This window comes from Rahnella perminowiae, from assembly GCF_019049755.1.
Taxonomy (GTDB): Bacteria; Pseudomonadota; Gammaproteobacteria; order Enterobacterales; family Enterobacteriaceae; genus Rahnella; species Rahnella perminowiae.
Map to the genome: position 1 here is coordinate 1 of NZ_JAFMOS010000611.1, position 23,362 is coordinate 23,362.

Here is a 23,362-nt window from a genome sequence, read left to right on the forward strand (position 1 = left end):
TATGAAATCCGCTGCCGTTGCGGACAATAACTAACTCATCGAATTCATGCCTGTGCACATCTTCCATCGACTGACGGTTCATATCGAATAAACTAAAAGCATGATGTTTCGAAAGGAAGAAATCACTGACCTTGAGTATTTTCATACATTCACCGGTTTAATGAATAAAATAATTAACTTTAATCAATGTGTGTAATAAAAATATATTTTCCTGATAAAATGATTAGACCGTAATAATTATGACAAGTCTATATGAGCCACTGGCACTGTGGCGTAACCGCCCGTGACATTTGTTTCATTTTTGTATCAGAAATCACTTCCGGGGATCATCAGACATAAAAATGCGCAGAAAGATCTGCGCAGCGGGGGAAATAGAATGAGACGGTTTTACTGAGCGTTATCTCTGGTGTAACCGGTGCTTATGCCCTTTCATCAGGCTCAGTGAGGCTGAAAACGCCGCGCCTTCGTCGCCGGCCATGATGGCTTCGTAAATGCGTTGATGTTCGCTGAGGCACATCCCCCCTTCTTTTGAGGAATACTCAAAAAACCATTTAAAAATGGTGGTCAGAACGTTGCCGAACGGCACGTAAAAACAGTTACCGGAAGCGATGAAGATCATCCTGTGGAACTGCGTATCGATATCCACCCAATGTTGGGCATCGAAATTTTCAGCAACGTGGCACATCTGGCGGTAAATACGCGACAGTTCAATGCGTTGCTCTTTACTGGCATTCACCGCAGCCAGCGCGGTAGCATGCGGTTCAATCGCCTTGCGGAATTCCAGAAACTGATGATAGATCTCTTCTGTCGCTTCCATGCCCTGCATCCATTCCAGCAACTGCGGATCCAGCATGTTCCATTGCGGACGCTCTTTCACACGGGTACCAATTTTGGGCCGCGACTCAAGTAACCCCTTGGAGGTCAGTAATTTCAGCGCTTCACGCAGCGCGGTGCGGCTGACGCCAAACTGTTCGCCCAGTTCAATTTCACTCGGCAGGATCGCGCCCGACGCCAGTTCGCCCGACAGAATTTTGCGGGCGATATCGCGGGCGATATGGGTATTCAGGCCACGGGTCATGCCTGCAGCGGTTTCAAACTGCATCGTCATATTCTTCCCTTTTTCCTGTGCAGGTTGCCGTCATCATAGTTCAGGCGGCGGTGAGCTGCATGCCTGCGCCGCACTGAAACTCCCGAACTGTGCGCTATGGCGCCATCTGGCCGCCATTCACATCCAGAATCTGACCGGTTATGTAGCCACTGCAGGCATGCGAGGCGAAAAACAGATAAGACGGTGCCAGCTCTTCAGCCGTGCCGAAGCGCCCCATTGCGATGGAACTGGCAATTTTCTCCCGCACTTCCGCGCTTTTATCCGCATGGAAGACGGTGTCGATGGTGCCCGGCGCAATCACGTTAAAGCGGATGTTGTCCCGGGTGAATTCCTTCACCCAGTTGCGGTGCACATTGTGCAGCCAGGCTTTCGAGGCGGCGTAGAGACTGGCACCTGGCCCGCCGCCTTCCCGGCCGGCAATCGAGCCGGTGCTGATCACCGAGGTGGTTCTGCCGCTCTGTTTCGCCGCGTGACGCAAATGCGGAATGGCAAATTTCGTCACCATCAGCGCCGAACGGGCATTAAGATCCATCACGTGGTCATAAAAATCATCATCGATGTTTTCCAGCCCCTGCCGTCCGCCGAGTCCGCCTGCGTTATTGACCAGCACATCAATGCCGCCAAACCGTTCGACAAAGTTCGCCACCAGCGTTTCGCATTCTGCAGACTTTGTGACATCTGCGCCAAAATAGACCACCTCACCGCCGTTTGTAGCGATTTCTGTCGCCAGTTTGTCGAGACTGGCATCATGACGGTGGCCGTTAATACCGACTTTTGCGCCTGCCGCCGCGAACGCTTTTGCCGCAGCCAGCCCGATGCCTTTGGTTGAACCGGTGATCAGGACTCGCTGACCTTTCAAATCGTTAAACATAATGACTCCTTTATGATTCAGGGATATTCAGGGGTGAAACGGATTGCCACGCCACGCTGAAAGCGTCTTGCGCTGCCGGCGCGTCGCGGTTACTGATACGAACGTTTAGCGTCCGTTGAGCAGCAAAGAAAATATTCAGTTCGGTTTGTTGATCATCATGACTGACCACGCTGACCCGCTCGACCTTGCCACGCGCGTCCAGGGACGTTTCGCTGGCTTCATCGAAGTTACCGTGAGTTTCAAATACGCTGGCAAAAAGGGCCTGAGTGCCGTGGGTTCGCAGCAGTAATGCCGGTTCATTACGCAGGTTGAAATGCGGGTCGCTGGCACCGGTACGGGCGACAATCAGTTCGCCGCCATCCGGGAAGGCGCTGATCAGCGTGCGGTAGCTGTCACCGTCGAGCCAGCTGAATAAGGCCGAATCCCCCGCCGCCATCCCAGCCCGTGCGCAATCCCACAAATGCTGATATCCGTGCCCTTCGCCAAGCGGCGTTAGCTGGCTGGCTGCATGAAGGCTGGTATCAGTGCGGACAAACTGACCGAGATGATGCAGGCAATAATCGTACTGATGGAGTTCATGACTGGTAAGCCGGAATACATCGACGATCAGCGGCGAGGACAGTTCCGGCAGGTTCAGCATCAGCACCGTGCGTTGCTGATTGACACCCGGATAGTAGCCGCCGAGCCGCGCACTCATGCCTTGTCCGGCCGGATTATCCGTGACAAAGAAATGCCGTTCGCCCCAGCGTTTTTCTGCCTCCAGACTGTTACCGCCATTCTGGCTTTGTTCGTCAACCACCACGGTGTTATGTGCGACGGTCTGCTTACAATAACTATTGTTTTCAGGAATATAGCGACCACCGAATTTGGGCTCGACGTTAACCCAGCGGCCAAAGCCATAATCACGCAGGAACTCGCGTCCGCAGCTGAACAGGCTCAGATGCAGTCCGTCAAAATGGCCGTGATTAAGTGCCGAATGCAGGCGCGGGATACTGCCGTGCTGGCCATACCACATCAGCGCCATAGCCTGATTTTCTGCGCCACTGCGCAAAATCCCGATGCCGCCCTGCGCGCCTTGCGGCCCATCACGCAGTTCGATGCTTCCCCAATCCACGGGCGTTGCCGGAGCATCTTTCAGGGCAGCTGAAAGTTCCAGCGCAGCCTCACTGGCCCATACCGTCTGTTGTTGTTGCGCGACAGCGATCCACTGCGGGTGGTGACCATAGCGGGAATAGCAGACGCTGGCGGCGATCACCGCGCCGTCATCACGGATATTGATGGTTTTAGAGGAATCATTCAGTGCAGGCCAGACGCCATCGGGGAATGCCGTTTGCATCAGGGCTTCACAGGTTTTACGGATAATCTGATCGCGGAACTGATAAATCTTTAACGCCGGCTGACGCCGTTCAATGGCCTCCGCCAGCAGCAGCAACGGGCGCAGCGCGAAACGGTGATAATAGGGCCCTTCAATGTAATAACCGTCCGGCGAAAAAAGCTGACTGAGCTGGGCAAAGAATCCGCCACTTTCACTGTCACCTTTCAGACCATACAACGCTTTTTCGACCAGCGCCGGATCGCCCAGCGCGTAACCGCTGATCGCCGCCGCCGCCACCGACCAGATCCCGTGGTTATGCACGATATCAAAATCGCGGCTGTGCCGCTTCAGTGCATCATCCGCCATCACCCGAAACAGGTTAGCTTCAATATATTCACGCTGAGCTGCATCAAGTGAGGGCATCACGCAGTGATAACCTTCGGCGGCGTACAGCCAGAACATATTCTCATTCAGTGTCTGATGGAACAGGCGTCCTGGAGTATTGCTGTCTTTGCTGGTTGCGCTGCCCAGCGAGGGATAAATGTCAGCATAAGCGTTCAGCAGTGCCAGCGCGTAATCCGTATAACGGGGCTCCCCTGTGATCAACGCGAAACGCCCTGCCAGGTTGATCCCCAGATAGTTCTGCTTATGCTGCGTATGCTCCGGGCCGCCCGCCTCACCCTGGCCGGGAACCGACACGGGCTGCATGAGCATGTTTTCCAGCGTGGCGATTTGCGCACGCAGCGCCACCCCCAGAGGAGAATCTGCGTTAATCTGCCTGTGCAGTTTTTCCGCCCCGTCAGGGCTTATCAGCAACGGCTGCCAGTGATTCATTTTTGTACCTCCGGCGGCTGCGGCGCGACATAACCAGCCGCAAAAGACGGCAATGACAGCAGCCAGGTGTCACGTTCGGCTTCCATTACCGCACCACGCGTAACATCTTCGTGATAACCGCCGGATGCCGGTTTCACCGCCGGCGGCAAGGTAAATCTCGCGCTGCGGATGTACTGTTCGTAACGTTTTTCCCCCGTCGCGTTATCCGCCCACGAGAGCAAAGGCACCGGACGCACACGGATCTGATCGAGTGATTTGTACGGCCACGGCACCGACGGATCGGTAAAGCGCGCCATGAAATCCAGCGATGTCAGCACGCTGCCGCCTTGTGGTGTTTTGTAATGCCAAAGGTCAATGCCGTTTTTCTGCGCCAGCACCGCCATCATGCTGATCGCCTGTAAATTGAAATAGCTGTAATGAAAAGAACGTGTGCGCGCCAGCTCGGCGGGCTGAGTACCGTCAGGTTTCAGCTGTACATCAAGCTTACTTTTCATCAGTTTCGCCATATCGCCAATCACCGCGTTATCCCCCAGATACCATGCAATGCCCGATACCTGCGTCACATACCAGTTACCGTGATTGTTCTCTGTGCGCCCTTCTTTTTTCGCGATTTTACTGCCCTGTAACCAGCGGAGATACGCCTGCATCCACGCCCGCATTTGCTGTTCGTCGTTGTCCGTCCATGCCGGATCCCCGCGCAACAACACTAATGAATCCACGATCCGGGTGGAAAAATAGCGACCATCCAGCACACCGGCGTTGCGTCCCGGCGAGATGCCCGGCACGCCCTGCGCAAAATTCAGATTCGGGTTCATGCGCGTTTCCGGCGTGATAAACCAGGTACGCAGCAGGCTGACCGCCTTATCCGCGTATTTCTGTTCGCCGGAGAAATACCACGCCAGCGTCAGGTTCTGCACCCGTGCGGTAAAATCGGCCAGCCGCACCCCGTCGCTCTGATCGTTTTTACTGGCGGGATTCACATGGCCATCCTTGCGGATCCAGGGCAGCCCGTCGGATTTACTTTCGTCCGGCCACCAGTACGCACTCAGGCTGAGATAATCGTGCTTCGATCCCCCGGGCGGCGTCATCCCTTTGTCAGTGACGCTCAGTTCAGGCTTCTTCAGCGCGGAATCCGCCGCCGCCAGCAAGTGCTGATAGGCCTCTGCCGTTTGCGGTGCCGCACGGTGATCATGCAGTTGCTGACGGACAACGGCCATTTGTGCCGTATTTAAAAATGCCGGTTCGCCCGCCAGTGCATCCGCAGAAGCGGCCATCAGCGTCAGTATCAGCATCGCGCCCACCGTGATCCCCGTTCCCGCATCTTTCACATTACAGCGCTGAATTAACTTCATGTTTTCTCCCGGCTACACGCCGCTGCTCCGTTGAGATTTCACGCTTTAGTCATACTAATAAAGCAATGAACCTTCAGTTTCGCCAGTCGGAATTGACTCAAAAGCAGACAATAAGCCCAAATAGCGACCAGAATCACAATTTGATAACAAACTAAGCATTTCTTATTTGTCCGACTTTTAATTTCCATTCCCTCTTCTACGCTTGCTCATTACATAACCAAAAAACATCTCACCCTACAAACGAGAGAGTAACGACAATGGATATTAACGTTCTGGTCATGATCGGTTACTTCGTCTTAATGATTGCCATCAGTTATGCCTTCAAAAAAATGGCGTCCGGTTCCTCCAGCCATTATTTCCGCGGCGGCGGGCGAATGCTCTGGTGGATGGTTGGCGCGACCGCCTTTATGATTCAGTTCAGCGCCTGGACGTTTACCGGCGCGGCCGGTCAGGCTTACCGCTACGGTTTCAATGTCGTCAGCGTATTTGCAGGTAACGTGTTCGGTTATCTGATTGCCTGGTGGTGGTTTGCCGCACGCTTTCGCCAGTTGCGCGTCGATACTGCCACCGAGGCCATCAACCATCGCTTCGGCAAAGGCAACGAACAGTTTTTCACCTGGATGATCATTCCGCTGAGCATCCTCAGTGCCGGCGTATGGCTGAACAGCCTGGCGGTGTTTGCCAGCGCAGTATTCCGGCATGACATCACGCTGACACTGTGGGTGACGGGCACCGTGGTGCTGGTGATTTCGCTGCTGAGTGGTGCCTGGGGCGTGGTGGCCAGTGACTTTGTGCAGACGCTGGTAGTAGCAATTATTTCTATCGCCTGTGCGGCAGTGGCACTGTTTAAAGTCGGCGGCCCGGTCAAACTGGTGACTGAGTTTCCGTCCGGCTTCATTACCGGCCCTGACGTTGGGCCGCATTACATTTCCCTGCTGGTGGCCTGTTTTCTGTTCTTCTTTATCAAGAATGTACAGAGCATCAATAACCTGCAGGATTCGTACCGTTTCCTGAATGCTAAAGACAGCTTCAATGCCAAAAAAGCGGCATTGTTCGCGTTAGTGTTGATGCTGGCCGGTACGATTATCTGGTTCATTCCGCCATGGGCGGTAGCGATCTTGTATCCTGACGCGGCAACTGCACATCCGGAACTCGGCAAAAACGCAACGGATGCGGTGTATTTGATTTTCGCTGAACGCGCGATGCCGGCAGGCACCGTGGGCCTGCTGATGGCCGGATTGTTTGCTGCCACCATGTCCTCAATGGATTGTGCACTGAACCGAAACTCGGGAATTTTTGTACGCAGTTTCTGGACGCCCGTCATCAACCGCCACAGTGAGCGCAGCGACAAATACCAGTTGCGCGTTGGCCAGATTGCCTGCGTGGTGAATGGTGTACTGGTGATCCTGGTCGCGCAGTATATGCATACCATGCAGACGGTCAGCCTGTTCGATCTGATGATGAAAGTCGGCACGCTGATGCAGGCACCGATTGTCGTCCCGCTGTTCCTCGGCGTGTTTATCCGCAAAACCCCGGACTGGGCCGCGTGGGTGACTGTACTGTTTGGATTATGCGTGTCTTATGTCGTCGCCAATCTGTTCACGGCACCGGATGTCGCCCGCCTGCTGGGTATCTCGCTGACGACACGTGAGCTGCTGGATGTGGCCATCATGTGGAACATCTTTGCGCATCTGGTGTTTACCGGCGGGTTTTTCTGCCTGACCACCTTGTTTTATCGTGAGACCAATACAACGCGTGAAATCCGGCGCAAACAGTTCTTCACCGATAGGGAAACGCCTGTCTATGCCGACCATGAACAGGATGAATTTGACCGGTTGCAACGCGATAAAATCGGCCGGATTTCGATGTACATGGGTGCGGGTTTGCTGCTGATGGTGCTGGTACCTAACCCGCTGTGGGGACGTCTCCTGTTCCTGCTGTGCGCCCTGTCAATTCTGCTCTTTGGCTGGATATTGCATCGCAGCGCAGAAAAAGGCATGAAAGCGGCTCAGGCTGAAAAAGCCTTAAAACGGCATGTAGTAACGTCACAACGATAGGGAAAATCACGCAGGGTTTCCGCCGGAAGCCCTGCCCGTTTATTTACAACAGTCCGCGCTGTTTCAGCGTCATGCGCGTGGCTTCATTAAGATCGTACTTCGCCAAATCTTCTTTGCGCACCCAGGCATAACGTTCAAATTCATCGTTAAGGGTGATGAGGGTATTCTTCGCCTGGCAATGGAAGATCAGATAAATCATGTAGATCTCTTCTTTGCGACCATCCGGATAAGTTTTAGTGCGAATATCATCACGGAAGGTCCAGGGCGTGATATGGGACAGTTCCAGCGATTCACCCAACTCTTCCCGCACTTCACGCAGTAATGCCTGTTCGATGGTTTCTCCCGGCTCCATCCCTCCCCCTGACAGTGCCCACTGACCGGGAAAGACACCCCGGCCGGAGGGCATTTTACACAGCAGATATGTTTCTTCATGTTCAATTAACGGGCAGACAATAGTTCTCTGGCGCATATTTTCCTACACAGTTATCGGGGATTTTCAGCAGGGAAAAATAGCATATTGCGGGGAACGGATACCGGTATTCATGTCATAAAAAACCCGTCCTGACGACGGGTTTTAATAGGAAACAAAATAAAGATTACGCACCGGGTTTATTTCGGGAGTTCTGATACCTGTTTCACTTCAGTTTTGCTGATTTGCTGTTTCACACCATTAGCATCAGTGTATTCGAGCAAGCCGGAATCGGCCTCTTTCGGTTTACCGTCACTGATAATGGTTCGCGCATCATTGGTCTGAATGGCATAACTGGTACGGGTGCAGCCTGATAGCGCAGCGACACACATAATAGCAGCTAAAGGTAATAACATTTTTTGTGGCAATAAATTCCTGTTCATCGTTCTCTCCTTAGGGGTTATTTCAGGGTAAATCAGTTATCCAGTTCACTCATATTTTTAACCTGGTCGCGGTTAATCTGCTCAGTTTTACCCGTCTCGGCATTTTTATAAGACACCAGACCGGTATCATCATCTACCTGAGGTTTACCGTCCGTGACGATGGTTTTCCCGTCCGTGGTTTTAATCGCCTGATTAGACGCACAACCTGCAACAAAAAGAATGGATACGGCAGCAAGTGATGCGGCAATAAGGTTTTTCCTGTTCATACTTTCTCTCCTGAAAGGGATCCTGATTTAACAATGTTTTCAGTAAGCTTAGTTAACATTTCAGACTCTTCATTCAGAAACATCTGTATTTGCCCTTCGTCACTTTATAAGCGGCGCGTCATTAAAAGCACAAAAACCCTTAACAGACCGGCGACTCCCTTTCCCCAATCGGCGCATGCTGGAATGCTGCTATAAAACGCGCTGACTTTTCACGGCGTAATCCGTATCATACGCGCCACACGTACGCATGCCGGATGCTGACTGCGGGAACGAACCCGCCTTTTATCATCCGCCGGTAAAGCATGAAAGCGACCCGACCGGTATGCTGAACAAGAAACTCGCGTTACAGGTTTTCCCTGTTGCGTCATCAGATGAATCGAACATAAAAATGTCAGATAATCAAACAGTTAATAAAAAAGAGCAGTACAACCTCAATAAATTGCAAAAACGCCTGCGTCGTGACGTAGGGAAAGCGATTGCTGACTTCGGTATGATCGAAGAAGGTGATCGCATTATGGTGTGTCTCTCCGGCGGGAAAGACAGCTACACCATGCTGGAAATTTTGCGCAATCTGCAACAAAGCGCGCCGGTGAATTTTTCACTGGTGGCGGTCAATCTTGACCAGAAACAACCGGGTTTCCCGGCACACATCCTGCCTGAGTATTTAGAAACACTGGGCGTGGAATATAAGATTGTCACCGAAGACACCTATTCCATCGTTAAGGATAAAATCCCGGAAGGCAAAACAACCTGTTCACTGTGTTCACGTCTGCGCCGCGGCATTTTGTACCGTACTGCGACAGAACTGGGTTGTACCAAAATTGCCCTCGGCCATCACCGCGATGACATTCTGCAGACGCTGTTCCTGAATATGTTCTACGGCGGCAAGCTGAAAGGGATGCCACCAAAACTGATGAGCGACGACGGCAAACACATCGTGATCCGCCCGCTGGCCTACTGCCGCGAGAAAGATATCGAGCGTTTTGCGATTGCGCGCGAATACCCGATTATCCCTTGTAACCTGTGCGGTTCGCAGCCAAATCTTCAACGCCAGGTGATCGGCGACATGCTGAAAGACTGGGATAAAAAATATCCGGGCCGTATTGAGACCATGTTCAGCGCAATGCAAAATGTGGTGCCTTCACATCTTAACGACATGAATCTTTTCGATTTTAAAGGGATCCGTCACGGTGACGAGGTTGTGGACGGCGGCGACCTGGCCTTTGATCGCGAAGATATTCCGCTGCAACCGGCTGGCTGGCAACCGGAAGAAGATGAAGCGACGGCGCCGGCTGAGCGCCTGAAGGTGCTGGAAATTAAATAGTCTCCGGCGCAGCGTTCGTTGTGAATCTTATAGCCCGCGCAATGCGGGCTTTTTGTTTCTCAGGCTAATGTGAACGTCTCAGTCCAGTTGTAATTCGTCATGACTAGTTTCACCGGCAGACTCAGCGAGCCAAAGTCTTTCTGCCGGTTTTTCCGGAACCAGACACGCAGCGTTTCGGGCAGGTATTGCGCGCTGTAACGCAGCAACGTGCTGTGCCAGAAGACTTGCGGGATTTCCGTGTTGGGATATCGCTCTCTGATTTTTACTGCCCAGGGCGTATTCAGTAAATGTTCCACCAGCGCCTGCCTCACCCGCAAACTTTCCGCATCCGGAAATCCCGCCAGCAAAAGTTGATCCGGTAAAGCCACCAGCCGCAAATCGCTTATCTGCATAACATGGCTGCGGCAATATTGTTCAAAGATACTGATCAGATCCGCGAGATCTTCCGCGTCTCCCGGTTTGTCATACAACGCCTGCGTGATGGCGAAAAAGGTGAAATGCATTCCGTTCACCTGTGCCACATCGGCCAGCGGATCCCCCTGCGCCGCAGTGGCTAACTCGTCCAGTAACGCTGCCATCGGGGAGCCTGCGCGATGACCACTGGTGATAGCAAGCCGTGTCGGGTGATAGAAAGGTTCAGTGCGGATTTCGCCCGTTCCGCGGTGGGTATTCCAGATTGCTGACGTTTTAGCCGTCGTATTTTCATACGCCTGATGAATAATTTCCCGTGTGTGCAAAGCCACCTCCTGTTATGTCGAAAATAAGATCGTCAGGCGAAAATGCCTGTGCAGGCCTTCCGCAGCGAGAAACCCCAAAAAGATTGAGCGAAATCAACATTAGACGGGCCGGATCGGTGCAATATCTATTCCGCAGGTGAATGCAACGTCAAGCGATGGGCGTTGTGCTCCATATTGTCTTATTTCCAAATTTTTAGAATTAATGCATAGCACAATTTAATTCGAACGACGCCGGTCTTATGACCGGCTTTTTTTTGCTCTTTTTCAGCAGGTTAACCTTCTACAGCCAGCGACTTTTCTTCATCCACAGTGCCACCCCTCCGCCCAGTGCCACCAGACAGGCACAGAAAATCCCGAAGCCAAACGGTGACGTATTACCGGGAATACCGCCCAGATTGACCCCAAACAGCCCCGTCAGGAACGTCGCCGGCAGGAAGACCATCGCCAGCAGTGACATGGTGTAAGTGCGGCGGTTCAGTGAATCAGCCATCAGTGAACTGATTTCATCCGAGAGCACCGCTGTACGCGCAATGCTGGCATCCAGATCATCGAGCCCGCGTCCTAAACGGTCCGAAATTTCCTGCATCAGACGGCGGTCATCATCATTCATCCACGGCAGGCGTTCACTGGCAAGGCGCGAGAATACATCGCGCTGCGGTGCCATATAGCGACGTAATACAATAAGTTGTTTGCGCAGCAACGCCATTGCGCCCCGCTCCGGCACCTGCTGCTCCATCAAATCATCTTCAATATCGATAATTTTATCATGCAGGTCTTCAATGAAATTACTGGTGTGTTCAGTCAGCGCATCACAAATTTCCACCAACCAGCGCCCCGTATTCTTCGGCCCGCTGCCTTGTTTCATATCCCCGATCATCTCTTCCATGGAAAACACTTTCCGGTGACGCGTGGAAACAATCATTTTGTCGGTAAGATAGACGCGGATAGTGACCAGCTGATCGGGCCGTGCATCTGCATTAAGATTGATACTACGTAAGGTGATCAGCGTACCCTCGCCAACGCGCATGACTTTCGGACGGACGCTGTCCCCGGCCAGGGCTTCACGCACGGTATCCGGCAGCACCGGGGTGCTGTTAATCCATTGTTCGCTGGCGGGAAGCGTGTAATCGAGATGCAACCAACAGGGTTTATCTTCACTGGCGACACATTGCGGGCTGATGACATTCACACCGCCCTGTCCGTCCATCTGGAAAGCATAAACGGCATCTGAAACCTGTAATTCTTTTCCCTTAATGACTTCCACGACGTTCCTCGCTTTTTCTTCGTTATCAGTGTTAAGTCTGGCGTTAAGTCTCTGACATTCAAAAACCCGACTCAGGCCAACATGGCTGGCATCCCCTGCCAAAGCAGATCATGCCACGGGATTTATCTAAAGATGTTACACATATGCTGTTAAATATGTCGTGATATCACAGAGTGTGTCTCTCCGCCGGGCGCCTGCATTTCGGCCAGTTCAGGCATCACGCTGCGCATCATTTCGAGGAATTTACGCAGGCGCGCCGGATAATAACTGGAGTACGGATAAACCAGATACACCGGCAGCGGTAAGGCGTTCCAGCCGGGTAATACCCGCTGCAATCGCCCTTCAGCGATATCTTCTTTAACAATCCATGCCGACACAATGCCGGCTCCTAATCCCGACAGAACGGCCTTTCGCACGGCGTATAAACTGTCAGTCGCCATACGCGGCGAGATGCTGCAACTTTCCATTCTGCCGTCGTTATCATGTTTTAGCGCGAATTCGTTGCGGTAAAAGGTGCTTAAAGAAATCCAGGGCAATTGTGGCAGTTCGCTGACCCGGTTAACCGGATGCTGTTGCAGCAGTTCCGGTGTCGCCACCACAATACGAGGTACCTCGGCCAGCAAAATGGCGACCATCGACGGATCGACAATATTCCCCACCTGAATGGCGCAATCGATATCTTCCGAAATGAAGTCCGGCGTGCGGTCATTCAGCATCCAGTCCACGGAAAGATTCGGATAACGCTGTAAATAACGGGTCAGCGGCGCGATCAGCTGGTCCTGCCCGAACGCATGCGGCGCACGCACCCGCAGGATCCCCACCGGTTCATCGCCCGCACCGTTTAACTGATCTTCCAGCGAAACCCACCGCTCAAGCAGTAATTTTGCCTGCTCATAACACCGCTGACCGTCGTCGGTGAGCTTCATCGCGTGGGTGGTGCGCAGGATAAGTTTCGCACCCAGCAGACGCTCAAGTGACTGCAAACGGCGGCTGACGGTCGGCTGGCTGGTGCTCAGTTGCGTCGCGGCGGCGGACAAACTGCCGCTTTCCACTATCCGCACAAAGGTTTGCATCAGGTCGATGCGGTCGATACCACTGGTGCCGGGATTGTTCATACGCCTCACGTATAACAGTTTTACCTTTCTGCAGGCTACCACTTATAACCGTTTGGGTGAAGAATGCATTCCACGTACTTGCAGTTATAAACTTATTATTCAGGGGTCAGGCCATGTCAGAACTTACCAGCACATCCCATGTTGAGGGATCCGCCCTGTCGGGCAAAATCATTTTTACGCTGGCCGCCGGTGCGGGATTAAGCGTCGCCTCGATTTACTACAGTCAGCCGATGCTCGGCATTATGGGCGATAATCTGCACGCCAGCCCCCCATCTGTCGGCCTTATCCCGACGCTTACTCAGGCCGGTTATGCATTGGGGATCCTGTTCCTCATTCCGCTGGGTGACCGCCATGACCGCCGCACCATTATTTTGCTGAAAAGCATGCTGCTGGCCGCGGCGTTGCTGCTGTGTGGTTTTGTACCGGGCATTCACGGCTTGCTGGTAGCCAGCCTGATCACCGGCATCGGTGCAACCATGGCGCAGGATATCGTGCCCGCCTCAGCGCATCTTGCACCCGCCGCACTACGGGGGAAAACGGTCGGCACCGTGATGACCGGGCTTCTGGTCGGGATTTTACTGTCCCGCGTACTCAGTGGTTTTGTGGCAGAGTATTTTGGCTGGCGGGTGATGTATCAGCTGGCGGCGCTGAGCGTCGCGCTGATTGGCATTGCGTTGTGGCGGGTTCTGCCGCGTTTTACGCCGGACACACGCCTCAGTTATGCCAGCCTGTTGCATTCAATGTTTGGTCTGTGGAAAAACTATAAAACACTACGCCATGCCGCGCTGGCTCAGGGGTTATTGTCCGTAGCGTTCAGCGCCTTCTGGTCCACGCTGGCGATTATGCTCAACGAACAGTTCCACCTGGGCAGTGCGGTGGCCGGCGCATTTGGACTGGCAGGAGCAGCCGGTGCCCTGGCAGCACCGCTGGCCGGCGCATTAGCGGATAAAAAAGGGCCGGCGCGCGTAACCCAGATGGGCTCAGCACTGGTGATGATTTCTTTTGCGGCGATGTTCCTGTTACCGCTGTTGTCACCGCACGCTCAGCTGGCGCTGATTGTTCTGAGTGCCATCGGTTTTGACTTAGGTATTCAGGCTACGCTGGTAGCCCATCAGACGCTGGTTTATGGTCTTGAACCGGCCGCCCGTGGTCGTCTGAATGCCCTGCTGTTCACCGTCGTCTTTATCGGCATGTCAGCCGGTGCGGCGCTGGGCAGTAAAGCGCTGGCAACCGGGGGCTGGACAGGTGTAGTGGCGTTGGCAACGATTGCGGCGGGTGCGGCACTTTTGCTGCGTCTGTTCAGCCGTAAAAGCTGAAGGGTGGGATAAAAGATCAGCGCCCGCGGCTATTCGCTGCGGGCGCTTTTTTATGTCAGTCAGATCAGTGTTTCAGAATATACATTTCCTGACTGTAAGCGACGTCTTCCGGATTATTAATCGGGTAGCCTTTTACCCAGGGCTTGATCAGTCGGCCGTTGGTGTACTGATAAATCGGCGCAATCGGTGCCTGTCCGGCGATAATTTGCTCGGCTTTGTTGTAGTCATTGTTGCGGCGTGCGTCATTCGTTTCACGGCTGGCGTCACTGATGACTTTGTCATATTCCGCGTTGCTGAATTTGCTGATGTTGCCATTGTGCGTGGACGTCAGCAGCGACAGGAAGGTGGAGGCTTCGTTGTAATCGCCAACCCAGGAGGCACGGATCACATCGAAACTGCCGGTATTGCGGCTGTCGATGTAGGTTTTCCATTCCTGATTCACCAGCTTCACATCGGCACCCAGCGTCTTTTTCCACATCGAGGCCACCGCGATAGCAATCTTCTGATGGCTTTCCGAGGTGTTATACAGCAGCGTCAGGTGCAGCGGTTTAGCCGGGCCGTAACCTGCCGCCGCCAGCAGGCTTTTCGCCTGTGCGTTCAGTTCTTCCTGCGAATATTGTTGCAGCTCACTTTCAGCCGGTTTGAAGCCGTTCGTCACATCCGGTGTAAAGCGCCACGCCGGTTTTTCACCGGTGCCCAGCACTTTTTCAGCAATAATTTTACGATCGATACTCAGTGAGAGTGCCTGACGCACGCGGGCATCATCGGTCGGCGCACGGCGGGTATTGAAAGCGTAATAGTACGTTCCCAGCTGATACGGCGTGTAAACCTGTCCCGGCAGATCATGCAGCAACTTTTTATACTGGTCTTTTGGGAAGGATTCGGTGATATCGATATCATTAGCCAGATAACGTTTCGTCGCGTTGGACTCTTTATTGATCGGCACAAAAGTGACTTTGGTCAGCACCGTATGGGCATGATCCCAGTAATACGGATTCGGCTCCAGCACCAGCTTTTCATTGACCACGCGGTCTTTCAGCACATACGCGCCGTTACCCACCAGATTGCCCGGTTTAGTCCAGTCATCGCCGTATTTTTCAACAGTGGCTTTATGTACCGGGAACAGGCTGAAGTTCGCCAGCAGACTGACAAAATAAGGCACCGGCTTATCCAGAGTAACGCGCAAAAGCGTCGGGCTGACAGCGGTCACGCCCAGTTTATCCACCGGCATTTTCCCGGCGATGATCGCATCAGCGTTAGCAATACCAGCCAGACCGGCAAACCACGCGCCGGATGATGACCCTTTCGGATCCACCAGACGCTGCCAGCTGTAAACGAAATCTTGTGCAGTCACCGGATCGCCATTCGACCATTTGGCGTCTTTGCGCAAGGTAAACAGGAATACCTGATTGTTCTGGTTTTGCCAGCTTTCCGCTACGCCCGGAATACTTTTCCCGGTGGCATCCTGATTTACCAGCCCTTCGAATAAGTCACGCGCCACCTGCGCTTCAGGCAAACCGACAACTTTAGCCGGATCCAGTGAGGCGGGTTCGTCTTTAATATGACGGACAATTTCCTGTTTCGCAGCAAGCTGGGTACCGGCGGGAACCTGTGCTGCCGTAGCCTGACCGGCAGTCAGTGCGACCAGTGCGGCGCATGCGGAATAGGATAAAAGCGGATATGAATTTCCCTGCGGCATAAATTCTCCTGAACTGACAAAGGGCTACGCCCTGAAACATTCACGAGTTTTATCATTATCGGTAAGAATCCCCTATAAGAAATCGTTACAGATTTGCCTTCACGCACAAAACCGCCGGGTTTGATGAATAAAAAGCCGGATGAAATCAGTCCGAACCGGCAACATCAATGCCGCCGCAGTGGAATTTCAGCGCCGGTTCGACATCCTGTGCCAGCCAGGTCGGTCCATCAAGATCGATAAACTTCGCCCCTGCCGTCAGCGGTAAAGCGGCGCGAACCGCCCGTGATGTGCACAACATGCAGCCGGGCATGATCTCAAAACCCTGTTCACGCGCGGCGGCTGCCAGCAGCAGTGCGCCGGTCAGACCGCCGGTTTTATCCAGTTTAATATTCACCATGTCATAACGGTTTTTCAGCGCGGGTAAGCCTTCCACCGTATGACAACTTTCGTCGGCGCAAACCGGCAGCGGGTGGATAAAATTTTCCAGCGCCGAATCTTCACCGGCGGGCAGCGGTTGTTCGAGCATCAGGATGCCAAGGTCAGCCAGCAACTGACAGCGCGCCGCCAGCCCGTCGCTCTGCCAGGCTTCATTGGCATCGACAATCAGCGAGGCATTCGGCACGGCGGCCCGCACAGCCACCAGACGCTCTGCGATCAGCCGGTCATCAAGTTTGATTTTCAGCAGCGTCGCCCCCTTCTGTTGCAAGGCCAGCGCCGCTTCGGCCATGGCTTCCGGCGTACCCATGCTCACGGTCTGCGCCATGCTGACGGATGCCAGTGGTTCTGTGCCGGTCAGTTGCCATAAATTCAGGCCACTCGTCCGGGATTCAAGGTTCCACAGCGCACAGTCCAGCGCATTACGTGCAGCACCCGCCGGAAGCATATGTTGCAATTGTTCACGGGTAGCGCCCTGTTCAATCGCCGTTGCCACGCTGCCAATTTGCGCCATCACCGATGTTTCACTTTCATCATAACGCGGATACGGCGTACATTCCCCGACGCCACGAATGCCGTTTTCTTCAATTTCAACCACGACTACCCGCGCTTCAGTACGGCTGCCACGCGAAATGACGAACGGTGTATGTAACGGCCAGGCTTCCGGATAAAAACGAACATTTCTCATAACGTCTCCAGTGGTGAAATGCGTCCTGCGGGTTACAATCAACATATACAAGTTATTAACAAATAATCTATATCCAACATAGCATTGTTACCCTAAACTGAAAGCCGTTTGACTCCAATGGACATAGGAAATAATCATGACCCAGACAGTACACTTTCAGAGCAACCCGGTTAGCGTTGCAGGCAAAATCCCACAAAAAGGCGATGTCGCCAAGCCTTTCAGCCTGGTCGCTAAAGATCTTTCTGATGTCAGCCTGAGCAGCTTTGCAGGCAAGCGTAAAGTCCTGAACATTTTCCCAAGTATTGATACCGGCGTTTGCGCCACGTCTGTGCGCAAATTCAATCAGCTGGCGGGTGAAATCGACAACACCGTGGTACTGTGCATTTCGGCTGATCTGCCCTTCGCCCAGTCCCGTTTCTGCGGCGCGGAAGGTCTGTCTAACGTGGTCACATTGTCCACCCTGCGTGGCGGTGATTTCAAATCCGAATACGGCGTGGGTATCACCGACGGCGCATTGGCGGGTCTGACCGCGCGTGCCGTGGTGGTTCTGGATGGTCAGGACAACGTGCTGTACAGCGAACTGGTGAATGAAATCACCACCGAACCTGACTATGAATCTGCGCTGGCTGTGCTGAAGTAATCACCTCTTCACAGGCAACAGATGAAAAAAAAGCAACGGCGTAATCCGTTGCTTTTTTTATGTATGCGATCCCTGAGAAGCAAATTACTCTTCGCTGTCGCCCGTTTCTCCCCGACGGCTGCTGAGGCCGTATTCGCGCAATTTATTGGCAATGGCCGTATGCGACACCCCCAGACGTTTCGCCAGTTTACGCGTACTCGGATAAGTGCGGTAAAGACGGGTCAGCACAGAACGTTCGAAACGTTTACTGATATCGTCGAGCGAGCCGTTCAGCGCTTCCTCACCGAGGGTCACTTCCGCATCAAAATCTGGCAGAACGATGTCCTGCGGGCGCAGTTCGCCGCCTTCCAGTTGCGTCAGTGCGCGATAAATGGCGTTCTTCAACTGACGGACGTTGCCCGGCCAGCCGTAATGCGTCAGGTAATTCGCCAGCTGTGAGGACAGCCTTGGACGCGGCATGCCCTGTTCATCAGAGAAACGCGCCACGAACAGCTCAGTCAGTGGCATCACATCCGCCGGGCGATCGCGCAGTGGTGGCAGTGTCAGGCTCAGCACGTTAAGACGGTAATACAGATCCTCACGGAATTCGCCGCGCTGCACCAGTTCCACCAGATTTTTCTGGGTGGCGCACATTACACGGACGTCCACCTTCACTTCATGCTCTTCACCCACGCGGCGGAAGGTACCGTCATTGAGAAAACGCAGCAGTTTGATCTGCATCCGGGGTGACATCTCACCAATTTCATCGAGCAGTACGGAACCGCCGTTAGCCTGTTCGAAGAAGCCTTTCTTGCCTTCCAGCGCATTCGGATAGGCGCCGGCAGCGTAACCAAACAGCTCGCTTTCTACTACGTCATCCGGCAAAGAAGCACAGTTAAGGCCGAGGAACGGTTTCTTACCCCGTGCGCTGCGCAGATGGCAGGCGTGAGCCAGTAAATCTTTGCCGGTGCCGGTGTCACCGACAATCAGCAGCGGCGCATCCAGCATGGCAAGTTTGCGCGCCTGATCTAAAACGTGACGCATTTTGGTACTGACCGCGACGATGTGGTCAAACTCGCTGTCGTCGTTAACGGTCAGATCCTGCAACTGGCGCCCCATGCGGGCGGCCGATTTGAGCATGACAACAGCGCCGGCAATCCCGCCTTTTTTGTCTTCGTCATCCACGTGGATTGGCGTGAGGTCCATCAGAAAATCCTGGCTGCGGATCACAATACGTTCAGTGTGTGGCTGGGCATTGTCGCTTTCCAGCCAGCGCGTGACGTTGTAACCGGTGATCAGGTTTGCTGCCGTCACGGTGCGGATTTTGTCTTCATCGAGTTCAAACAATGCCATCGCGGCCGGGTTAGCCTGTTCGACCTTGCCTTTCATATCAATGGAAAAAACCGGTTCCGGCATGGAAACCAGCAAAGCGCGCAGCGCGCGGTGTTCGCGCTCGGAAGGCATGAACGGCACGGTCCGCACATCCGTTACGCCATCGATGCGGCGGATTTCAGCCATCAGGGCGCGAAAAGTATCAAAATCCAGTTGGGAAAAATTCAGGTAAATGCGGCCAATCGAGGCAATCTCGATACCGCGTAAATCGATACTGCGTAAAACCAGTAAATCGAGGAGTTCACGGGTGAGACCCAGGCGGTCTTCGCAAAAAACTTCCAGACGCATCAGTGTTGACCTTTTTCTGCCGGTGCGGAAATCGCTGCAGGCATAATACTCTTTCATGTACAGCGGAAGAAGAGACTGTCACGAAAAGTTGACAAAATAATTCACTTAATGACCACGGCCCATCCTGATGATCCGGTCTGTATTTTGCTGTGGCAGTGATTTGTGCTGTCCGCACCCGTCATATGCCGGTTTCTCCCTTCGCCCTTTTTCTGCTACTATCGCCCTTCTGATTTCATCGCCCAATGGTTCCCGACTATGAAGTTCGTCTCCTTTAATATCAACGGATTGCGCGCCCGCCCACATCAGCTTGCGGCAATAATCGAACAGCACCAGCCTGACGTTATTGGTTTACAAGAAACCAAGGTGCATGACGATATGTTCCCGCTGGAGGAAGTCAGCCAGCATGGTTACCACGTCTTTTATCATGGACAAAAAGGCCATTACGGCGTCGCCATGCTGACAAAGCAAGAACCCGTCGCTGTACGCCGGGGTTTCCCCGGTGATGATGAAGAATCTCAGCGCCGTATCATCATGACCGATATCGAAACGCCGCAAGGTATTCTGACGGTGATCAACGGTTATTTCCCGCAAGGCGAGAGCCGTGACCATCCGACCAAATTCCCGGCCAAAGAGAAGTTTTACCGTGATTTGCAGGATTATCTGACCACCAGCTTGTCGGTGAATAATCCGGTCGTGGTGATGGGCGATGTGAATATCAGCCCGACTGATCTGGACATCGGTATCGGCGAAGATAGCCGTAAACGCTGGCTGCGCACCGGTAAATGTTCCTTCCTGCCGGAAGAGCGTGAATGGATGGATCGCCTGAAAGGCTGGGGGCTGGTAGACACCTTCCGCGCGGCGAACCCGGACACTGCCGATCAATTTTCGTGGTTTGATTACCGCTCGCGTGGCTTCGATGAAAACCGCGGTCTGCGTATCGATCTGATCATGGCGAGCACGCCGCTGGCCGCGCGTTGCACCGCCACCGGGATTGATTACGCTATCCGCGGGATGGAAAAGCCGTCTGACCATGCGCCTATCTGGGCAACGTTCGATCTGAAATAATGTCATGAAGACGATTGAAGTGGTCGCCGCCCTGATTGAGTGCGAAGGCAAATTGCTGATCGCCCGACGGGATGCGTCCGGCGATCAGGCCGGTTTGTGGGAATTCCCCGGCGGAAAAGTGGAAGCCGGGGAAAGTCAGCCCGCCGCATTAGTGCGTGAGTTGTGGGAAGAAATGCGCATTAACGCGACGGTGACCGGTTTTGTCGCCACCAGCGAGGTACAACACGCTGCACGGCTGATCCGTCTGCACGGCTGGCGGGTCAGCGGATTCACCGGGACAATAACGTTACAGTGTCACTCTGAAATCCGCTGGGTAACGCCCGCCGAAGTGTTATCGTTTGAACTGGCACCGGCAGATGTTCCGCTTATCGAAGCTTATCTGATGAAATTTGCCACGTAACCGGCTACTGCAAACAAAAAGGCGCGGACTGTTGCCCGTCACGCGCCTTTTCTTTATCTGAAGATTGAGACGGTGTTATTTCTTCAACACTTCCCATTTCAGCTCGTTGGTGCCCACCACGTTCGGGTCACGTGAGCATTGCAACACCACGCTGTCAGCCGTAACCACCGCACCTTCGCTGTAACTCTGGTTATTGTAGATGCAACAATTGTGACAGGTCGGCGCACTGTTATTGTTGTTGCCGCTGTTCTCCCAGATTTGCGGCGGCAAGGGCACCACAACATCCGCGCCGTTGCCAATATTGCTGCGGTTAGCCATTGCGGGTGCAGCCAGCAATGCGGAACTGATCAGCCATGTCATCAGCGCTTTACGGATAAAAATATTATTCATCACTGTTTGCGTCCTTCCCTTTGGTGCTCGCTTTGCGTCGTTTAGGGGCGCTTTTGCCTTTCGCTGCAGCGCCTGCTGGTTTGGAAGGCAGACTGCGGAATGCTGAAGATACCCGGTTCGTTTTGGCCTGCATGATGAGATTCTGCAACGTGGCGACCAGCGGTTGCATGAAATCCTGATAACGGCAGCTTTTTTCACTGATACGCGTCAGCGTGGATTCCCAGTCAGCGGTCATATCCGGGCGGGCTGCGATGTCCGGCAGCGAGTGGATCAAGGCACGCCCCGTATCGCTGGAATGAATATAGCGCCCTTTCTTATACAAAAATTCGCGGCGAAACAGCAGTTCGATAATCCCGGCACGCGTCGCTTCGGTCCCCAGTCCGTCAGTCGCACGCAGAATTTTTTTCAGTTCCTTATCCTGCACAAAACGCGCAATCCCGGTCATGGCGGAAAGTAATGTCGCATCGGTAAAAGGCCGCGGCGGCTGGGTCTGACGCTCAACCACTTCTCCGTGCTCGCACAACAGTTCATCACCTTTTGCGACCACCGGCAGCGGAGTACCTTCGTTTTCCTCGTCGCGTTCTTTACTGCCCAGCAATGTGCGCCAGCCTGCCTCAGCCAGGAAACGCGCTTTGGCGATAAATTTACCGCCCGCGATATCCAGGTCGATCACACATTTGCGATACACCGCATCCGGGCAGAATTGCATCAGATACTGACGTGCCACCAGACCGTAAATCTTACGTTCGTCATCGGTCAGGTTGACGTGACTGCTGCGCGCTGTCGGGATGATCGCATGGTGCGCATCGACCTTTTTGTCGTCCCAGCAGCGGTTACGCAAATCAGTATCTATCACCGGTTGTGGCATCAGATCAGGACGGTGAATACCGATAGCGTTCAGCACGGCGTGACGCCCGGCAAAATGCTCTTCTGGCAGATATCGGCAATCCGAACGCGGATACGTAATCAATTTGTGCGTTTCGTACAATTTCTGGCAGATATCGAGGATCTGCTGGGCGCTCAGGCCAAAGGCTTTTGAGCCTTCAATCTGCAATGTGGAGAGCGAAAACGGCAACGGCGCAATGTCATTCTCACGCTTGTCATTATAGCCGGTGACCATTGCCGGTTGTCCGGCAATGCGGGCCACAACGTGATCGGCCAGCGGACGGTGCAGCAAACGGCCCTCTTCATCCTGATAGGGTTCGCAGGAATCACTCGGCTGCCACAGCGCCACAAAACGCTCTTCGGCAGGCGTAACAATGTGGGCTTTCACTTCAAAGAAATCTTTCGGCACGAAGTTTTCGATATCTTCGTCGCGGCGTACCACCAGCCCGAGAACCGGCGTCTGCACGCGTCCGACGGAAAGCACACCGTTGTAACCGGCGTTGCGCCCCAGAATGGTATAGGCGCGGGTCATGTTGATGCCGTAAAGCCAGTCGGCGCGGGCGCGGGCCAGCGCGGAGACACACAGCGGAATAAAATCGCGGTTATCACGCAGACGTTCAATAGCGCGCTCAACGGCCTGCGGGTTGAGATCGTTAATCAGGCAGCGCTGGGTAGCCTGACGTTTTTCCGGCGTCAGTTCGAGATAATCCAGCACTTCATCCACCAGTAATTGCCCTTCGCGATCCGGGTCGCCGGCGTGGACGACCTGCGAGGCTTCGAGCAATAAACGCTTAATCACGTTGAGTTGTTTGGCGACTGAAGCGCGCGGCTGAAGCTGCCATTTTTCAGGAATAATGGGCAGATCCGCCAGTGACCAGCGCGCAAAACGGCTGTCGTAGGCGTCGGGTTGCGCCTGTTCAAGTAAGTGCCCGACGCACCAGGTCACTACCTGATCGTTACCACAGGCAATATAACCATCACCGCGGCGATGAGGTTTCGGCAGGACATCCGCAATCGCGCGGGCAAGGCTGGGCTTTTCGGCAATGAACAGACGCATCAACAGGCACCTGTTTGCGGTGTAATCGCGACA

21 protein-coding genes and 1 pseudogene are annotated in these 23,362 nt (G+C 53.7%); 7 read left to right on the forward strand and 15 right to left on the reverse strand.

The genetic code is table 11. From position 1 onward, the window contains the following. Nucleotides 1-397: 397 nt before the first annotated feature. The 4 genes from J1785_RS19860 to J1785_RS19875 all read right to left on the reverse strand — a co-directional run bounded on the left by J1785_RS19860 (nt 398) and on the right by J1785_RS19875 (nt 5,480). Nucleotides 398-1,108, reverse strand: a complete 711-nt coding sequence (locus J1785_RS19860) for a FadR/GntR family transcriptional regulator (protein WP_129951169.1) — start codon at nt 1,106-1,108, stop codon at nt 398-400. A 94-nt stretch (nt 1,109-1,202) separates the two neighbouring features. Beyond that, nucleotides 1,203-1,979, reverse strand: a complete 777-nt coding sequence (locus tag J1785_RS19865) for an SDR family NAD(P)-dependent oxidoreductase (RefSeq protein ID WP_217220321.1) — start codon at nt 1,977-1,979, stop codon at nt 1,203-1,205. A gap of 10 nt (nt 1,980-1,989) precedes the next feature. Further along, nucleotides 1,990-4,128: a heparinase II/III domain-containing protein gene (locus J1785_RS19870; RefSeq protein ID WP_217220332.1), complete on the reverse strand. Its 2,139-nt coding sequence runs from the start codon at nt 4,126-4,128 to the stop codon at nt 1,990-1,992. Next, nucleotides 4,125-5,480: an alginate lyase family protein gene (locus tag J1785_RS19875; protein ID WP_217220334.1), complete on the reverse strand. Its 1,356-nt coding sequence runs from the start codon at nt 5,478-5,480 to the stop codon at nt 4,125-4,127. Before J1785_RS19875 ends, J1785_RS19870 begins: the two co-directional genes overlap by 4 nt. Nucleotides 5,481-5,737: 257 nt before the next feature. Between J1785_RS19875 and J1785_RS19880 the strand changes: the two genes are divergently transcribed. Continuing rightward, nucleotides 5,738-7,537 (forward strand): sodium:solute symporter family transporter, encoded by a 1,800-nt coding sequence (locus J1785_RS19880; protein ID WP_217220341.1) that lies wholly within the window; start codon nt 5,738-5,740, stop codon nt 7,535-7,537. Between the two features lie 43 nt (nt 7,538-7,580). Here the strand turns inward: J1785_RS19880 and nudI are convergent, their stop codons facing one another. The 3 genes from nudI to J1785_RS19895 form a co-directional block, all read right to left on the reverse strand. Next, nucleotides 7,581-8,006, reverse strand: a complete 426-nt coding sequence (gene nudI, locus J1785_RS19885; protein WP_129951164.1) for a nucleoside triphosphatase NudI — start codon at nt 8,004-8,006, stop codon at nt 7,581-7,583. Between the two features lie 140 nt (nt 8,007-8,146). Further along, the gene (locus J1785_RS19890) at nt 8,147-8,389 is read right to left on the reverse strand and encodes a YgdI/YgdR family lipoprotein (protein WP_129951163.1); all 243 of its coding nucleotides are present in this window, start codon (nt 8,387-8,389) and stop codon (nt 8,147-8,149) included. A 32-nt stretch (nt 8,390-8,421) separates the two neighbouring features. Continuing rightward, nucleotides 8,422-8,655: a YgdI/YgdR family lipoprotein gene (locus J1785_RS19895; RefSeq protein ID WP_015689902.1), complete on the reverse strand. Its 234-nt coding sequence runs from the start codon at nt 8,653-8,655 to the stop codon at nt 8,422-8,424. Between the two features lie 155 nt (nt 8,656-8,810). Here J1785_RS19895 and J1785_RS26815 point away from each other — a divergent pair. Then, nucleotides 8,811-8,942, forward strand: a pseudogene (locus tag J1785_RS26815) (site-specific integrase); the annotation flags it as partial. A gap of 101 nt (nt 8,943-9,043) precedes the next feature. Then, nucleotides 9,044-9,979 (forward strand): tRNA 2-thiocytidine(32) synthetase TtcA, encoded by a 936-nt coding sequence (ttcA, locus tag J1785_RS19900; protein WP_217220343.1) that lies wholly within the window; start codon nt 9,044-9,046, stop codon nt 9,977-9,979. A 59-nt stretch (nt 9,980-10,038) separates the two neighbouring features. Here ttcA and J1785_RS19905 read toward each other — a convergent pair whose 3' ends face one another. From J1785_RS19905 to J1785_RS19915, 3 genes are all read right to left on the reverse strand, one after another. Next, a complete protein-coding gene (locus tag J1785_RS19905) occupies nt 10,039-10,716 on the reverse strand; it encodes a hypothetical protein (RefSeq protein WP_217220346.1) in 678 nt (225 codons plus the stop codon). A gap of 280 nt (nt 10,717-10,996) precedes the next feature. Next, entirely contained in the window at nt 10,997-11,980 is a 984-nt protein-coding gene (gene zntB, locus J1785_RS19910) for a zinc transporter ZntB (RefSeq protein WP_129951159.1), read from the reverse strand. Between the two features lie 149 nt (nt 11,981-12,129). Further along, nucleotides 12,130-13,095, reverse strand: a complete 966-nt coding sequence (locus tag J1785_RS19915) for a LysR family transcriptional regulator (protein ID WP_129951158.1) — start codon at nt 13,093-13,095, stop codon at nt 12,130-12,132. Between the two features lie 113 nt (nt 13,096-13,208). Here J1785_RS19915 and J1785_RS19920 point away from each other — a divergent pair, with 113 nt between their 5' ends. Continuing rightward, the gene (locus tag J1785_RS19920) at nt 13,209-14,411 is read left to right on the forward strand and encodes an MFS transporter (RefSeq protein WP_129990788.1); all 1,203 of its coding nucleotides are present in this window, start codon (nt 13,209-13,211) and stop codon (nt 14,409-14,411) included. Between the two features lie 64 nt (nt 14,412-14,475). On the opposite strand, the gene J1785_RS19925 is transcribed toward J1785_RS19920, so the two are convergent. Then, on the reverse strand, nt 14,476-16,110 hold the full coding sequence (locus J1785_RS19925) for an ABC transporter substrate-binding protein (RefSeq protein WP_217220349.1): 1,635 nt from the start codon (nt 16,108-16,110) through the stop codon (nt 14,476-14,478). A 145-nt stretch (nt 16,111-16,255) separates the two neighbouring features. Continuing rightward, the gene (ycjG, locus tag J1785_RS19930) at nt 16,256-17,233 is read right to left on the reverse strand and encodes an L-Ala-D/L-Glu epimerase (RefSeq protein ID WP_129990790.1); all 978 of its coding nucleotides are present in this window, start codon (nt 17,231-17,233) and stop codon (nt 16,256-16,258) included. Nucleotides 17,234-17,369: 136 nt separating this feature from the next. On the opposite strand from ycjG, the gene tpx reads away from it, so the two are divergent. Continuing rightward, on the forward strand, nt 17,370-17,873 hold the full coding sequence (gene tpx, locus J1785_RS19935) for a thiol peroxidase (RefSeq protein ID WP_129951154.1): 504 nt from the start codon (nt 17,370-17,372) through the stop codon (nt 17,871-17,873). 84 nt (nt 17,874-17,957) lie between these two features. On the opposite strand, the gene tyrR is transcribed toward tpx, so the two are convergent. After that, a complete protein-coding gene (gene tyrR, locus J1785_RS19940; RefSeq protein WP_129951153.1) occupies nt 17,958-19,532 on the reverse strand; it encodes a transcriptional regulator TyrR in 1,575 nt (524 codons plus the stop codon). Between the two features lie 255 nt (nt 19,533-19,787). Between tyrR and xthA the strand changes: the two genes are divergently transcribed. Both xthA and J1785_RS19950 read left to right on the forward strand, forming a co-directional pair. Continuing rightward, nucleotides 19,788-20,597 (forward strand): exodeoxyribonuclease III, encoded by an 810-nt coding sequence (gene xthA, locus J1785_RS19945; RefSeq protein ID WP_129990791.1) that lies wholly within the window; start codon nt 19,788-19,790, stop codon nt 20,595-20,597. Nucleotides 20,598-20,601: 4 nt separating this feature from the next. Beyond that, the gene (locus J1785_RS19950) at nt 20,602-20,997 is read left to right on the forward strand and encodes a pyrimidine (deoxy)nucleoside triphosphate diphosphatase (protein ID WP_217159406.1); all 396 of its coding nucleotides are present in this window, start codon (nt 20,602-20,604) and stop codon (nt 20,995-20,997) included. 75 nt (nt 20,998-21,072) lie between these two features. On the opposite strand, the gene J1785_RS19955 is transcribed toward J1785_RS19950, so the two are convergent. Together J1785_RS19955 and J1785_RS19960 are read right to left on the reverse strand one after the other, a co-directional pair. After that, nucleotides 21,073-21,387: a DUF1496 domain-containing protein gene (locus tag J1785_RS19955; protein WP_129951150.1), complete on the reverse strand. Its 315-nt coding sequence runs from the start codon at nt 21,385-21,387 to the stop codon at nt 21,073-21,075. Then, entirely contained in the window at nt 21,380-23,329 is a 1,950-nt protein-coding gene (locus tag J1785_RS19960) for a DNA topoisomerase III (protein ID WP_165383681.1), read from the reverse strand. Before J1785_RS19960 ends, J1785_RS19955 begins: the two co-directional genes overlap by 8 nt. Between the last annotated feature and the right edge of the window lie 33 nt (nt 23,330-23,362).